Origin of the sequence: Protofrankia symbiont of Coriaria myrtifolia (assembly GCF_900634755.1) — a bacterium.
Lineage (GTDB): Bacteria > Actinomycetota > Actinomycetes > Frankiales > Frankiaceae > Protofrankia > Protofrankia coriariae.
Genome location: NZ_CAAAFS010000050.1, coordinates 28,944 through 44,086, shown reverse-complemented (window position 1 = coordinate 44,086; position 15,143 = coordinate 28,944). Strand labels below are relative to the sequence as shown.

The 15,143-nt window shown below is 69.6% G+C and carries 11 protein-coding genes and 1 tRNA gene; 6 read left to right on the top strand and 6 right to left on the bottom strand.

Going from position 1 to position 15,143, the window contains the following annotated elements; all coding sequences use genetic code 11:
* Positions 1-46: 46 nt before the first annotated feature.
* Together CM1CMNOD_RS02735 and CM1CMNOD_RS02730 are read right to left on the bottom strand one after the other, a co-directional pair.
* Positions 47-1,354 carry an aminotransferase class I/II-fold pyridoxal phosphate-dependent enzyme gene (locus CM1CMNOD_RS02735; protein WP_013872143.1) on the bottom strand — a complete coding sequence of 436 codons (1,308 nt, stop codon included), beginning with the start codon at positions 1,352-1,354 and terminating at the stop codon, positions 47-49.
* Positions 1,354-2,178, bottom strand: coding sequence for an SDR family NAD(P)-dependent oxidoreductase (locus CM1CMNOD_RS02730; protein WP_013872142.1), 825 nt, complete (start codon positions 2,176-2,178; stop codon positions 1,354-1,356). The genes CM1CMNOD_RS02735 and CM1CMNOD_RS02730 overlap by 1 nt, the downstream gene beginning before the upstream one ends.
* A 538-nt stretch (positions 2,179-2,716) precedes the next feature.
* On the opposite strand from CM1CMNOD_RS02730, the gene CM1CMNOD_RS02725 reads away from it, so the two are divergent.
* Together CM1CMNOD_RS02725 and CM1CMNOD_RS02720 are read left to right on the top strand one after the other, a co-directional pair.
* Positions 2,717-2,965, top strand: coding sequence for a FitA-like ribbon-helix-helix domain-containing protein (locus CM1CMNOD_RS02725; RefSeq protein ID WP_013872141.1), 249 nt, complete (start codon positions 2,717-2,719; stop codon positions 2,963-2,965).
* Complete coding sequence (locus tag CM1CMNOD_RS02720) at positions 2,962-3,390, top strand: type II toxin-antitoxin system VapC family toxin (protein ID WP_013872140.1); 429 nt, start codon at positions 2,962-2,964, stop codon at positions 3,388-3,390. The genes CM1CMNOD_RS02725 and CM1CMNOD_RS02720 overlap by 4 nt, the downstream gene beginning before the upstream one ends.
* Before the next feature lie 157 nt (positions 3,391-3,547).
* Here CM1CMNOD_RS02720 and CM1CMNOD_RS02715 read toward each other — a convergent pair.
* Positions 3,548-3,621: transfer RNA gene (locus CM1CMNOD_RS02715), tRNA-Gly, on the bottom strand.
* A gap of 200 nt (positions 3,622-3,821) precedes the next feature.
* Here CM1CMNOD_RS02715 and CM1CMNOD_RS02710 point away from each other — a divergent pair.
* Positions 3,822-4,604 (top strand): TNT domain-containing protein, encoded by a 783-nt coding sequence (locus CM1CMNOD_RS02710; protein WP_013872139.1) that lies wholly within the window; start codon positions 3,822-3,824, stop codon positions 4,602-4,604.
* An 81-nt stretch (positions 4,605-4,685) separates the two neighbouring features.
* Positions 4,686-5,294 (top strand): dCTP deaminase, encoded by a 609-nt coding sequence (dcd, locus tag CM1CMNOD_RS02705; RefSeq protein ID WP_013872138.1) that lies wholly within the window; start codon positions 4,686-4,688, stop codon positions 5,292-5,294.
* 70 nt (positions 5,295-5,364) lie between these two features.
* Here the strand turns inward: dcd and CM1CMNOD_RS02700 are convergent, their stop codons facing one another.
* On the bottom strand, positions 5,365-7,719 hold the full coding sequence (locus CM1CMNOD_RS02700; protein WP_013872137.1) for a glycoside hydrolase family 65 protein: 2,355 nt from the start codon (positions 7,717-7,719) through the stop codon (positions 5,365-5,367).
* 30 nt (positions 7,720-7,749) lie between these two features.
* On the bottom strand, positions 7,750-8,562 hold the full coding sequence (locus CM1CMNOD_RS02695) for an HAD family hydrolase (protein WP_013872136.1): 813 nt from the start codon (positions 8,560-8,562) through the stop codon (positions 7,750-7,752).
* A 453-nt stretch (positions 8,563-9,015) separates the two neighbouring features.
* Here CM1CMNOD_RS02695 and CM1CMNOD_RS02690 point away from each other — a divergent pair, with 453 nt between their 5' ends.
* Complete coding sequence (locus CM1CMNOD_RS02690; protein WP_013872135.1) at positions 9,016-10,758, top strand: phosphatidylglycerol lysyltransferase domain-containing protein; 1,743 nt, start codon at positions 9,016-9,018, stop codon at positions 10,756-10,758.
* Between the two features lie 117 nt (positions 10,759-10,875).
* Here CM1CMNOD_RS02690 and CM1CMNOD_RS02685 read toward each other — a convergent pair whose 3' ends face one another.
* Positions 10,876-13,071 (bottom strand): heterodisulfide reductase-related iron-sulfur binding cluster, encoded by a 2,196-nt coding sequence (locus CM1CMNOD_RS02685; protein ID WP_013872134.1) that lies wholly within the window; start codon positions 13,069-13,071, stop codon positions 10,876-10,878.
* A 440-nt stretch (positions 13,072-13,511) separates the two neighbouring features.
* On the opposite strand from CM1CMNOD_RS02685, the gene CM1CMNOD_RS02680 reads away from it, so the two are divergent.
* The gene (locus CM1CMNOD_RS02680; protein ID WP_013872133.1) at positions 13,512-14,798 is read left to right on the top strand and encodes a nuclease-related domain-containing protein; all 1,287 of its coding nucleotides are present in this window, start codon (positions 13,512-13,514) and stop codon (positions 14,796-14,798) included.
* Positions 14,799-15,143 lie beyond the last annotated feature (345 nt).

Below are 15,143 nucleotides of genomic sequence, written 5' to 3'. Positions count from 1 at the left end.
ACCATCGGTTGAGCCACTCTCGGCCTGCTCGGTTTCTTCTCCATCGTCAGTCCTCGATGCTTTCGTACCGTGTAGCACCGACCGGACGGGAGGAGACAGCGGCTCTTTCGTCACCCCGCGGCTCGGACGCGCCAAGGAGCCGAACAACACGGCTGATGCCCTCCGTTACCACGGCCAGGTCGGTGGCATAGCAGATCCGGAACCATCCGGGATCCGGGCTGGCGAAGAGCTGGCCCGGCAGGACGTTGACACAGGCCTGTTCAAGAATTCTTTCCCACAGGGCGTGTTCGGCCGCGAAGGTGGGGGCGGTCAGCCACGCCCCCAGGTCGACCCACAGCGAAAACCCCGCTCCCACCGGCACGAAGGGAACACCCGCGGCGGTGAGGAGCTCGACCGACGAGGCATAGGAAAGGGCAAGCCGTCGACGACTCTCCGCGAGGAAACGAGCGACCCATGCCCGGTCGGCGAGCACATCCCGCAGAACTGCCTGGGTGTCGGTCGAGGTCGCGGCGAAGTAGGCGAGTGCCCGGGCCGCGGCACAGACCTCGGGATCGGGACTGCACAGAACGCCGATCTTGAAGCCGGGTAGTCCGAAGTCCTTCGCGAATCCCCACACGATGTGGACCCGTCCGGTCCCGGCCCTCCTCACCTCGGGATCGAGGAAGCTGACGAACGGCGCCCCGCCGAAGACCGAGTTGGCGTAGATCTCGTCCACGATGACGTCCACCCCGTGCTGACCGGCGACCTCGGCGATCTCCCGGAGGACCTGCGGCGGGTGGACGTGACCGACCGGGTTCCCCGGTGAGGCCAGTGCCACGGCACGGACGGTGACACCCCGCTCGCGAGCACGGGTCAGCGCGTGGCCTATCTCCGAGGCCGTCACCTGGAAGTTCCTGCCAGCGCTCAGGGGCACGGGCAGCAGGCGGGCGCCGGAACGCCCGACCAGGTCGACGTCGAAAGCCCCGTAGTAGGGAGCGGGCACGACGATCGCCTCCCCCGGATCGCACAGGACGGAGGCGATGACGTCCAGAGCGCTCGTCACCCCGCTGACCACGACAAGGTGTTCCGGGTCCACCTCCGTCCGGCAGACTCCGCCGAGGAAACGAGCGAGCTGTTCCCGGAAGGCGTCGGTGCCGTGCAGCGGGGCGTAGTGGGTGTCCGCGGCGCTCAGTGGACGCGGGCCGGTCAGCCGGGGTGCCAGCAGGTCCCACACCAGTCGGTTCTCCGCCGTACCGAGATTGATGTATCCGCCCGGGCGCAGCCGGGGATGGTACGGATGCGCCTCCGCCCGGAAGTGCGCCGCGGCGATCGCCGGCGGCTGGGCGGCCAGCGCCGCCGCGCGCCTCGACACCATCAGCGACCCCCCGGACGGCCGCCACACACCCGGTCGGATTCCGCGGAGTGCTCGGCAAGCAGGCCGGGACGTACTCCCAGGCCCATCGACGCGTCCACGACCGCCCCGTGCAGCACGCCGGATCCGTTGCCGCACAACCACCACACCAGCTCCGCGATCTCCTCCGGCCGGATCAGCCTGCCCTTCGGCAGATTCGCCTCGAAGTCGAGCCGGGCCTGCGGCGCCAGCCGGTCGAGCGTGCTCTCCCGCAGCATGGGCGTGTCGACCGCCCCCGGGCACACCGCCATGACATCGACCGGAGAATGCGCCGTCTCCGCCGCGAGATGGCGGGTCAGGTAGGCGAGCGCCGCTTTGCTCATGCCGTCCACGACGTCGAACCCCGGGAACTGCGCCACCCCGCCGCCGACGCTGCAAATATTGACGATCTTCCCGTAGCCGCGCTCCAGCATGCCCGGCAGGAGGCGCCGGATCAGCCACAGCGGGCCGATGCTGTTGATCCGCAGGAACGCCTCGTCTCGGTCGCGTGGGTCCTGGATATACCGGTCGATGCTCCGCGTGCCCACGGCGGCGTTGTTGACGAGCACGTCCACAGGACCGGGAAGCGCTGCCAGCAGAGCGTCATGGCTGTCCCGCTCCCCCTGCCTGAACTCGAAGGCGCGTATCCGGGCGCCGTCAGTCGTGCGCAGGTCCGACGCAACCGACTCGGCGACGTCCCGCCGGGAGTGGTAGGTGAACCACACATTGTCACCATTACGAGCGAACCGTGTCACGGTGGCCAGACCCACACCACTGGAGCCACCAGTGATCAGGACGTTTCGCGGCATCGTGTCCTTTCCTGTGATCCTGTGGAGAGCGGCTCCTGTGCGGAGCGGCGCGCCGGGGCATGCGCTGGCCCGTCACGAGACGCCCGGAGCAACCACGAGGAGGGCGCGCCGAACTACCCGGCCCAGACGATCTGTCGATCACGCGGTCCAGCTCCGACAGCGTGATCGACAGTCATGCGGGTCGAGATGGTCGGATCGTTCCTCGTGGCCGGGACCGTGCTGTCAGCGACGACAGCACACGTCCCAGCCTGTGCCGGATGGTTACGGAAGTCTCATGACGTGGACTCTGCCCGCAGCGCCTATGGTCCGGGACGACAGCAAGTCGCGGTCAGCGGATACGGACTCTAGCAGCACTTTTTCCCCGTATCCACGGTCTTCTTCCCACTTTCCCACAGTAGGTTCGGATCGAATGCGAGCAGCCTCCAGGCTTGTCCGCGACGTCAGCCGGATCTGGCGCGGATTCCGCACACCCAGCTTGCAATGCATGCAGTGCTAGCATTGGATCGTCGGAAAGAGTGGCTGGAAGGGGGGGCGGGTCATGGCGACGTTGACGATCAGAGATCTGGATGACGAGGTGAAGGCGCGGCTGCGGGTCCGCGCGGCGCACAACGGCCGATCCATGGAGGCGGAGGCCCGAGCGATCCTCCGGGCCGCTCTGACCGGGCCGGCCCCGCGACGCGGGCTGGGCAGCCAGATCCACCAGTACTTCGCGGACCTCGATGAGGACGTGGAGCTTGCGCTGCCGCCACGCACGGAGCCACCGAGGGCGGCAGACCTCTCCTCATGATCGCGCTGGACACGAACGTCGTCTCGGAGTTGATGCGCGCCCGGGCCGATCCAGGGGTCGTTGCCTGGATCGACAGCCAGCCCGCCGACGAGATCTACCTGACCGCGGTGACCATGGCCGAACTGCGGTACGGCGTCGCCCGGCTGCCTGAGGGGAGACGCCGTACCGACCTGACCGACCGACTACAGCGTGCCGTCGAGGCGGGTTTCACCGGCCGTGTACTGCCCTTCGATGACGACGCGGCGGCCCACTACGCGGACATAGTCGTGGGCCGCGAGCAGCAGGGCCTGCCCATCGCCATGGCCGACGCCCAGATCGCGGCCATCTGCCGCTCACACTCCGCCGACCTCGCCACCCGCAACACCAAGGACTTCGCCCACACCGGCATCGACCTCATAGACCCCTGGCAGGCAACAGCCGACTGACAGCCAGACGGTCCCAGGGCACGCCAACCCCAGCGGGCACGTAGCGGGCACAACCCGCCCAACCACCGAAAACCGTAGGGGGTTCGGGGGATTCGATCCCCCGGCAGATATTGCGAAACGCCCAGGTCAGCCCCCGGCTGACATAGCTGACCCCAAGTGGAGCGGGCGACGGGAATCGAACCCGCGTTGCAAGCTTGGGAAGCTCGTGTTCTGCCTCTGAACTACGCCCGCGCGCTGCCTTCAGCATCCTACAGGCTCGCGTGGGCGAGGTGCGGTGGGACCCAACCGGCGTCAGCCGGAGGCGCGTGTCGCTACAGGGCGGACGACACACGGTATATCCGCCCGGAGAACGCGATCCATGTCCGTGAGCAGATCTTTTACTACTCTCCCAGATCGATGTGCTACTCAGAGCACACCTCCGGGAGGAATACGTGCAGTTTCGCAAGAGCATGATCTCGTTGACGGCTGGAGCCCTGCTCCTTGCCGGTGCCGCCTTCGCCGACGCCACATCCGCCTCGGCCGCGCCCGCCTCCACCACCGACGGCGCCACGATCACCGTCGGTGCGACGACCGATGACTCGACGACCAGTGATCCGACGGGTGGGCACCGGTCGCTGGGCGAATGTTCGGAGGCCGACTTCCGGGACGACTCGCGGCTGGGACCCCGAAAACTGCCGGTCACCGGCGAGGTGGGCCAGGAACTGTCCCACTACCAGCGGACCGGCGGGGAGCCGGTCCAGCAGTTCCTGGACACCTGGTGGGACCCGTCCGCCCGGTCCGGCCAGGGCGGCTGGCAGTATCCGCCGCAATCCGGATACCTGATCAACCCGGACGGTACCCCCAGGAGGGCGGTGACATCGCTGACCCCGGGGCTGGAGTTCGACCGCTTCGGGGGCACCAGCGGCAACTTCGCCTCCCCGGAGGGGACGAAATACGCGGCCCGGGCCATCCCGCCGTCCAACCTGGACTCCGTGACGGACCCGGGTAGCTGCAACTACCACGACTACCGGGTGCTGCAGACGTTCTCCGTCTACAGCGGAACCATCCGTCCGTGGTTCGACCAGCCCGGCTACGGACAGCAGTACGAGGTGGTCAGCGCCCTCATCCCGGGGGCTCCGGTCCTCGACCCGGTCACCGACGCGCTGCCCATCCAATGGCTGCTCGACAACCACCTCATCTGCTCGACGACCGATGCGACCAATCCCTGCCCGTAGCCGCGACGACCGGGCGAAGGACGAAGGAATGCTCCCGGCTGACGACCGCGACAAGGCCGGCGGACGGTAGCGTGCTGGGACGTGCTGCTGTCTGACCGGGATATCCGAGCTGAGATCGCCGCGGGACGCGTCCGCCTGGAACCGTACGATCCGCTTCTCGTCCAGCCCAGCAGTATCGACCTGCGGCTCGACCGGTGGTTCCGGGTGTTCCAGAACCACCGGTACAGCCACATCGACCCCGCCATCGAGCAGGAGGACCTGACCGAGCTTGTCGCGCCGGACGTCGACGAGCCGTTCGTCCTGCATCCCGGGGAGTTCGTCCTCGGCTCGACCCTCGAGATCGTCACCCTGCCGGACGATCTCGCCGGCCGGTTGGAGGGCAAGTCCAGCCTCGGCCGCCTCGGCCTGCTCACACACTCGACCGCGGGTTTCATCGACCCGGGTTTCTCCGGCCACGTCACGCTCGAGCTGTCGAACGTGGCCACTCTGCCCATCAAGATCTGGCCGGGTATGAAGATCGGCCAACTGTGCCTGTTCCGGCTCTCCTCGCCTGCGACGCATCCCTACGGCTCGGCTGTCTACGGCTCGCGTTACCAGGGCCAGCGCGGTCCCACACCGTCTCGCGCCTACCGCGACTTCACCCGCGCCACCGTCTCCTCGGACGACCACAACCACGACCACACCCGGTGACATCCACGTGGGCGCAGCGGTCGCACGGGCATGGCGGCACCGGCGCGTCCACGTGGGCGCGGCGGTCGCCTCACAGGTTCGGGCGGAAGCGCACCGGCTCCTGTCCGAACGGCTGGCCGGGAGCCGGCCAGGTGGGCGACGGCGGCACCGGACGGCTCACCGGCTCCTTCGTCGTCACCCGCACCTGTTCGCCGTGGTGGACGATGACGGTCGGGTCGCCGCGCAGCAGCACGTAGGACGCGACGGCGTCGGTGACCTCGACCCGCAGCCGCCGGCCCCGCCGGGACAGCGTGAACGCCAGCCGGCTGATCCCCTCCGGCAGCCGGGGCGCGAACGACGGCGTCTCCCCGGTGTCGCGCAACCCGCCGAACCCCTTGACCAACGCGATCCAGCTCCCGGCGAGCGAGGCGATGTGCAGGCCGTCCACGGCCCGGTTCGACAGGTCGCGCAGATCCGTCAGCGCGGCCTCGCGCAGGTAGTCGTGGGCGAGCCCGAGGTGGCCGACCTCGGCGGCCATCACCGCCTGGTAGCACGCCGACAACGACGAGTCGCGGACGGTCAGGGCCTCGTAGTAGGCGAAGTTGCGAGCCTTCTGCTCCTCGGTGAACGCGTCCCCCCTGCGCACCATCGCCAGCACCAGATCGGCCTGTTTGACGACCTGCTTGCGGTACAGGTCGAAGTACGGGAAGTGCAGCAGCATCGGGTACTGGTCGGGGCGGGTGCGCTCGAAGTTCCACACCTGGTGCCGGGTGAACCCCTCCGACTGCGGATGCACGCCCAGCTTCTCGTCGAACGGGATGTACATGTCCTCGGCGGCGTCGCGCCAGGACGCGGTCTCCTCCGCGTCCACGCCGAGTTCGCGCGCCTTGTCCGGATGCCGCCGGACGGCGTTCGCCGCCTCGACCAGGTTCTGCTGCGCCATCAGGTTCGTGTAGACGTTGTTGTCCGCGACGGCGCTGTACTCGTCCGGGCCGGTCACGCCGTCGATGTTGAAGTCGCCGTCGAGGTCGTGGTGGCCTAGGGAACGCCACAGCCGGGCGGTGTCGACGAGCAGTTCCAGGCCGACGTCGCGCTCGAAGCCGTCGTCCCCGGTCGCGCGGACGTAGCGGACGACCGCGTCCGCGATGTCGGCGTTGATGTGGAACGCCGCCGTGCCCGCCGGCCAGTATCCCGAGCACTCCTCGCCGTGGATCGTCCGCCAGGGGAACGCCGCGCCGGAGAAGCCGAGCGTGCGGGCCCGCTCCCGGGCCATCGGCAGGGTGGCCTGCCGCCACCGCAGGGCGTCCGCCGCCGCGTGCGGGGCGGTGTAGGTGAGCATCGGCAGGACGTAGCTCTCGGTGTCCCAGAAGGCGTGCCCGTCGTAGCCGGTGCCGGTCAGCCCCTTGGCCGGGATCGACCGGCGCTCGGCCCGCGCGCCGGCCTGCAGCACGTGGAACAGGGCGAACCGAACGGCCTGCTGCACCTCGGCGTCGCCGTCGACCTCGACGTCGGCCCGCGCCCAGAAGTCGTCGAGGTAGGCCCGCTGCTCGGCGAGCATGCCCGCCCAGCCGGTCTGCCGGGCCGCGGTCAGCGCGGCGGCGGCCTGGTCCCGCAGCGCCGGCAGGGAACGCTGCTCCGACCAGCCGTAGGCGATGAACTTGACCATGCGCAGCGTGCTGCCGGCGTCCAGCACGGCCGTCACGGTGATCCGGCAGGAGTCCTCGTCGCTCTCGGCGGTGACCCCCAGCCCGGGCAGCGGGTCGATCACATGGTCCATCGCGGCGGCGACCCGCAGGCCGCTGCGCCGGGTCTGGTGCACCAGCTCCGCGTACGTACCGTGACTGCCGTTCCACTCCGCCTGCAACGGCGCCTCCAGCACGGCGGCCGCCCGCGGGTCCACGCTCTGCGGCGGTATCTGCTCGTTGGCGACCAACTCGGACTGGATCACCAGCCGCGCCGGGGCGTCCAGCGGCTCGACCTCGTAGCAGATCGCCGCCATGGCCCGCTGGACGAAGGACACCAGGCGCACCGTCGACACTTTGATCGCCTGGCCGGCCGGCGACACCCACTCGGCCGTGCGCCGCAGCACGCCCGCGCGAAAGTCCAGCACCCGTTCGTGGGCCCGCAGATCCCCGTAGCGGACGTCGAAGGGCTCGTCGTCCACCAGCAGGCGGATGAGCTTGCCGTTGGTGACGTTGATGACCGTCTGGCCGGACTCCGGATACCCGTAGCCGGCTTCGGCGTACGGCAGCGGACGCAGCTCGTGCACCGAGTTCAGATAGGTGCCGGGCAGGACGTGCGGCTCGCCCTCGTCCAGGTTCGCCCGCAGGCCGACATGGCCGTTGGACAGGGCGAACAGCGACTCCGACCGGGCCAGCAGCTTCGGGTCGAGACCGCACTCACGCAGATGCCACGGCTCGACCGGGAATGACACGTCACCGATCACGATATGTTACCGATCACGACACGCTTCCGCTCATGAAAGGCTCCCGTCATCCGCCGTCGCGCGGCCGGCACGGTCGGCGCGGCCATGTGCGCCCGGCTGTTCGCCCGGCTCGAGCAGGACGGCCAGATCGGGGATGGTGATGTCCGCCCCGTGCGTGAGCAGGGCGTCGGCGTGCCCGACCCGGTCGACGCCGACCACGAAACCGAAACCACCGGCCCGCCCGGCCTCGACCCCGGCGAGCGCGTCCTCGAACACCGCCGACTGCCAGGGCTCGGCACGCAGCTTACGGGCCGCGGCAAGATAGGTGTCCGGCGCCGGCTTGCCCGCCAGCCGCTCACGCGCCGCGACCGCGGCGTCGATCCGGACGGGCAGCAGCCCGTCGATGCCGGCCGCGGTGAGGACCTGCGCGCAGTTCGCGCTCGACGACACGACCGCGCGTCCGACCCCGGCGTCCGCCAGCGCGCGCAGATACCGCACGGATCCCGGGTACGCGGCGATCCCGCCCTGGCGCAGCCTGGCCGTCACGATCTCGTTCTTGCGCTTCCCCAGCCCGTGCACGGTCTGCGCCGTCGGCGGATCCGCCGGGCTGCCCACGGGCAGCCCGATGCGCCGGGAGGCGAGGAACGACCGGACACCGTCCGCCCGCGGCCTGCCGTCCACGTAGGCGGGGTAGTCGTCATGGACGCTGAACGGGACGAACGGGTCACCTCCGTGCCGGGCCCGCTGTTCGAGGAAGGCGTCGAACATCTCCTTCCAGGCCGCGGCGTGGACGGCGGCCGTCGGGGTCAACACACCGTCCAGGTCGAACAGACACGCCTTGATCTGTTCGGGTAGTCCGAGCATCCATCCCCTCCTCCCGAGGGCACCTGTGACCGTCCTATTACCCGCAACGCCCCTGCCTGACCGCGGACCGGCCGGGGTAACGTCCCACGCACGGCCGGCACCCCGTCGGGCCGGAAAACGGGCTGAGCAAAGGGAAGAAAAGGAGAGCCAGCGTCCGTGACAACGGTCAGCCGTGGAAGCCGTCCCCCGAAGACCAGCCGGGCCAAGGCCAACGGGCACGGCGACGGCATCGGCACGATCTCCGGGACGCCAGCCCCTGGGACCGCTCTCCCCCGAACGTCGACACCCAGAACACCGACACCCGCGGCGTCGGCACCCGCAGCACCGGCATCACCTTCAGTATCGGCATCCGAGACGTCGACACCCGCGGCGTCGGCATCTGAGACGTCCGCGCACCCGGTGTCACCGACGCGGGCCGCCCGGTCCGCGCTACCGGCGTGGAACCGCCCATGGGTGCCGCCCGTGGCCGCCGCCCTGGTGTTCGTCGCGGGGCTCATCGACATCGTCTCCGCGGTGACGCCCGGCTGGCGGAGCCGCCTCGACCTGATCCGGCAGATCCTGCCCGGATCGATCTCCCGGCAGGCCGCGGCGTTCACGGTTGTGGTCGGGCTCCTGCTGCTGCTCCTGGCGCGCGGTCTGCGCCGGCGCAAGCGCCGCGCCTGGCACGGAGTGGTGGCGCTGCTCACGGCGAGCGTCGTCCTGCACGTGGTCAAGGGCCTCGACTACGAGGAGGCGGCCGCCTCCGCCGTACTCGTCGGCGGCCTGCTGCTGGCCCGCGGGCAGTTCCAGGCCAAGGGGGATCCGAGCACCCGCTGGCGGGCACTGCGGGTCGGGACGACCCTTGCCGCCGCCTCGGTCACGATCGGCATGCTGCTGCTGCAGGTGGGCGGTGGGCGGCTGCTCGGGCCGCACCCGTTGTCCGTCCAGTTCGCGCACGTCGTGGACGGCCTGGTCGGCATCCACGGACCGCTGCGTTTCTCCTCCGAACGGGTCTCGGACCTTGTCACCCGGACGCTGCTGTCCATGGGCCTGCTCACGATCAGCGCTGTCGTGTACCTCGTGCTGCGGCCGCCGCGGCCGCGGCCGAAGCTGTCCGACGACGACATCGCCGGCATGCGCGCGCTGCTGGCCTGCCACGGTGACGCCGACTCGCTGGGCTACTTCGCCCTGCGCGCCGACAAGACCGTCGTCTGGTCGGCGACGCGCAAGGCCTGTGTCCCCTACCGGGTGGTGTCCGGGGTGATGCTCGCCAGCGGCGACCCGCTCGGCGACAACGAGGCGTGGCCGGGTGCGATCCGGGAGTTCCTGCGGATCGCCGCCGAACACGCCTGGATACCAGCGGTGATCGGATGTTCCGAGACGGGCGGCAAGGCGTGGGAGCGTGCCGGCCTGTCCGTGCTGGAATTCGGCGACGAAGCCGTCATCGACGTGGCGGCCTTCACCCTCGACGGCCGTGACATGCGCAACGTCCGGCAGGCCGTCGGCCGGGTCGAACGGGCCGGCTACACCTGTCGGGCCCTGCGGATGCGCGACCTGCCCGCCGAGGAACGGGCCCGGCTGCGGGCGCAGGCCGAGGCATGGCGCGGCACCGAGACCGAACGCGGCTTCTCCATGGCGCTCGGCCGGATCGGCGCGCCCGCCGACGGCGACTGCGTCGTCCTGATGGCCTTCGACCGTGGCGGGGACGACTCGGCGGGCGGTGAAGGGGGCTGCGAGCCGCGGCTGCGCGCGCTGCTGCACTTCGTCCCGTGGGGGCACCGGGGCCTGTCGCTGGACCTGATGGTGCGTGACCGTACCGCCGACAACGGGCTGAACGACTTCCTGATCGTCTCGGCGGTACGGGCCGCGGCCGGGCTCGGGGTGGAGCGTCTGTCGCTGAACTTCGCCTTCTTCCGGGCCGCGCTGGAACGCGGGCAGCGGCTTGGCGCGGGCCCGGTCACCCGTTGTTTCCGGAGCCTGCTGGTCTTCCTCTCCCGCTGGTTCCAGATCGACAGCCTCTACCGGTTCAACGCGAAGTTCCGGCCGGCCTGGTCGCCCCGCTACGTCTGTTTCCCGGCGAACCGGAACCTGCCGCGCATCGCGCTGGCCATGCTGGAGGCCGAAGCCTTCCTGAACTGGCCCCGGCTGGGGGCACGGCCCGCCGCGCACCGGCTACGGAGGCTCGTCCGCCCAGCCAGCGCCTGCCCTCGTAGGTAGAAACCGCCACTCCCACGACGGTTTCCACCTACAGGCGCGAAGGCCGTAGGTGGAAACCGTCGTCGCTACAGCGGTTCCCTACCTACAGGGCCCTGGCAGGGCCCCTACAGGACCCTGTCAGGAGGCGTCGACGCCGGCCGGTGCGGCCAGCGAGCGGGCCAGCAGCTGGGAGACGTCGAGCACCTCGACGCTCTCCTTCGCCCCGCCGGACTGCTTCTTCTCGGTGACGGCGTCGGTGAGCATGACGATGCAGAACGGGCAGGCGGTGGAGACGATGTCCGGGTCGAGGGCGAGCGCCTCGTCCACCCGCTCGACGTTGACCCGCTTGCCGATCTTCTCCTCCATCCACATCCGGGCGCCGCCGGCGCCGCAGCAGAAGCCGCGCTCCTTGCAGCGGTGCATCTCCTGGCTGCGGATACCGGGGATGCTGCCGAGGATCTCCCGGGGCGGGGTGTAGACCTCGTTGTGCCGGCCGAGGAAGCAGGGGTCGTGGTAGGTGACCGAGGAGTCCACCGGCTGGACGGGGACGAGCTTGCCCTCGTCGACGAGCCGGCCGAGCAACTGGGTGTGGTGGATGACCTCGTACGCGCCGCCGAGCGCCGGGTACTCGTTGGCCAGGCTGTTGAAGCAGTGCGGGCAGGTGGCGACGATCTTCTTGGCGCCCGCGGCGTTGAGGACCTCGATGTTGGCCTTGGCCAGCTCCTGGAAGAGGTACTCGTTGCCGAGCCGGCGGGCGGGGTCACCGGTGCAGGTCTCGCCGGAACCGAGGATGGCGAAGGAGACACCCGCGGTGTGCAGCAGCTCGGCGAAGGCACGGGAGACCTTCTTGGCCCGGTCCTCGATGGCGCCGGCGCAACCGACCCAGTACAGGTACTCCACGTCGTCCGGGATGGGCTCGCCCTCGTCGAGCACGCGGACCTCGAACGGCAGGTCCTCGGCCCACTCGGTGCGGATCCGGGGCGAGACGCCCCACGGGTTGCCGTTGTTCTCCAGGTTGCGCAGCATCACCCCGGCCTCGCTGGGGAACGACGATTCGATCATCACCTGGTAACGGCGCATGTCGACGATGTGGTCGACGTGCTCGATGTCGACCGGGCACTGCTCCACGCACGCGCCGCAGTTGGTGCACGACCACAGCACGTCGGGGTCGATGACCCCGCCCTCGTCCTCGGTCCCGACCAGCGGACGGTCGACCTGCGCCTGGCCGGGCTCGGGAACCCGTCCGAACCCGGACTCGGGGACGTGGTGGACGGCATGCCCGCCCGACGCGTCCTCGGAGACACCGGTGACCGCCTTCGACGCGTCCTCCCCGTCAGCGGCCCCGTTGGCGGCGAGCAGGTACGGCGCCTTGGCGAACAGGTGGTCACGAAGATCCATGATCAGAAGCTTCGGCGACAGCGGCTTGCCGGTGTTCCAGGCCGGGCACTGGCTCTGGCAGCGTCCGCACTCGGTGCAGGTGGAGAAGTCGAGCATCGCCTTCCAGGAGAAGTCCTCAACCTTGCCGACGCCGACGATCGGATCGTCGGCCTCCATGAGGCTCTCGATGTCCGGGGTGCTGCCCAGCGGGCCCAGCGCCTTGGGCTCACGCTTGAGGATGACGTTGATCGGCGCCAGGAAGATGTGCAGGTGCTTGGAGTAGGCGATCAGCACCAGGAAGCCCATGATGACGGCGATGTTGAGCAGCAGGAAGACCGTCTCGATGTGCTCGTTGGCCTCGGTGGAGAAGACGTCGAGCGGCCGGCTGACCAGGTAGGAGGCGAACGCCCACCTCGTGTCGCCCTGCGGGTGTGTGCCGGCGTTGAACTGGGCGCCGCGCAGGATCAGGAGCGTGACCATCACCGCAGTGATCATCCCGAGGATGACCCAGGCCGGGCCGGTGTGCGACCCGTAGAACCGCGACCTGCGCTCGAGTCGGGCGGGCGCGTTGCGCAGCCGGATGATCGTGAAGGCCAGCAGCCCCGCGAGGACCGCGACTGTGAAAAAGTCCTCGATGAAACCGATGGCGGCCCAGTGGCCGAACAGCGGGATGTGGAAGTCGTGGTCGAACAGCGCGCCGAACGCCTCGATGACGGTCAGCATGAGGATCGTGAATCCCCAGAAGGTGAAGGCGTGCGCGAGCCCGGGGGCCGTCCAGGTCAGCAGCTTCCGCTGGGCGCCGACCTCGCTGATCTCACTCCACAGCCGCTGGCCTGCCCCGTCGAGCCGGCCAGCAGCGGGCTGTCCCTGGCGGATTAGCCTGAACAGCCAGTAGAACCGGCGTCCGGCCACCGCGAGGGCGACAACGACGATCACGCCGCCGATAGCGAGTCTCACACGTCCTCCAGTCTTCTACCGACGGTGGGAGCGTATCGCTACCCATTGGTAACTTGCACGCCGAACCAGCCCACCGCCGCCGGCACCGCCGGGATCCGCGACGGGCCATTTCACCCCTTTGCGCCTTCACCTTCCTCTTCGCACCGGCTAGGCGCAGCCGATCGCCGGTCGGACACGGCCGGCGCGAGGGCCCGGACAGCGCCGACCGGCACCGCCGACCAGGATCGAGCCAGGCATGATCGTCTAAGATAAAGTTGGGATCAACGTCTCACCCGCCCTGGAAAATTTGGACCGGTTTCGGGATTCCCTTGTCCGAGGACGTGCTCCGGTTGCACCATCAGTGCAGCCCGTAACATGTCTGCGCTCTGCCGCGCCGGCACGGCGACGACCGCTGATGACTCAGATTCCGGACCACGACCTCACGATCCACGGTGGACATGATGGCGAGCACGACCAAGAGCCCGATCAGGAGCAGCAGCCCGCTGCGCGACCACACCCGCGACCGTCCCGGCCACTCCCTGGAGGTGGCCTACCGGCGAGCCCGGGAGCAGCAGGCGCAGATGCGCCGGGAGCGGCTTGCCTACACCGTGCCCCGGGCCGCGCTACGGGCCTTCCCCATCGCGGTGGTGTTCGCCGTGCTGGTCGCCTCGGGCCTGCGGCTGCCCGTGTCCGTCGCGGTGACGGCGTACCTGGTGGTCCAGCTCGGCTGGCCGCTGGTCGTGATCGGTCGTTCGTTCGATCCGGTGCCCGAGATCGAGGCGCTGCGCGAAGGCGCCGAATCCGAGCGCAAGACGGCACGTATCGTCAACAGGCTACGTCGGTATGGCTACGTGGTGATGCACGACCGTCGGGTGGCTCACTCCGAGGCGAGCATCGGGCACCTGCTGGTCGGGCCGGGCGGCGTCATGGTGATGAAAAGCGACGCCTCCCCCGGGACGGTCCGTTACTCCAAGGACGGTGCGAAGGTCGACGGGCAGTCCCTGAAGAAGCCGCTCGACCTGACCAAGTGGCTCGGGGAAGAGGTCCGCAACCAGACCCGCGACGCCCTGCCGATGCTCAAAGTGCCGGTCCGGCCAATTCTGATCATGGTTGAGGCGGGTGTCCTGTGGAGCGACGGGGCGATCGACGGGGTGACCCTGATCAGCCTGAAGGACCTCGTCTCCTATGTCCGCGGACGGCCGGACCGGCTCAACCCGGCCGAGGTGACGAAGGTGGTCGCCGTCGCCCAGCGGCTGTTCCCGCCCGCCACGGCCAACCAGCTCGCCGATCACGTCACCCTGGACCGCGACCAGTGGCTGACCCTGATGGACGCGCTGCGCACCATCCTGGAACGCGGCGGGAACGCGACCGACATGCTCGACCGGCTCACCCGGATCGAGAACGATCTCGCCCGGCTCGCCGAGCCGGGTGGGCGGTCCGGCATCCCGGGAGCGCGTACCGGCGACAACGGTGACAGCGGTGACGGTGACAGCGACGACCTCATCAACGAACTCACCGGCTCGGCCGGCCCGGCCGGTAGACCCGCGCTCGGTGCCGCGGACGACCCGTCGACGGGACGACGGCGGGGGCGCATACTGGCCGCGGTCCGCCCGCTGCGGCCGGCCGCGAGCCGCCCGGCGGGCGACGTCGCGAACGACGGCGGCACCAGCGCGGACCTGGACGTCGACAGCTCTGCCGACGGACCGGGCCGACCGCCACACGGCCCCGCCGGACCGTCCAGCGCCTGAACGGGGCGCAGACCAGCAGAACCACGGTCAAACAGGACATAACACCTGAAAGCACACACAAAAATCCTGAAGCAACCTGAGGCCGGCGGACATCCCGCCGGCCTCAGTCGTGCGCCGGTCGTGCCGGTCGTGCCGGTCGCGCCGGTCGTGCGCCCCGCGCATCCAGTCGCGCCCGAACCGTGCCCGTGATGACGCGGCGCACCAGAGCCGTCCGACTATCGCAAAGGCCATCGCAAAAAACATGAGCAGAAGAGGCTCAGGTTTGACGGCAGGAGAGTTATTGTTGGATCCTGAGCCAGCACGGCTCAACTACCACATGAGCGGCCCACCCGGCATCCCGACGGA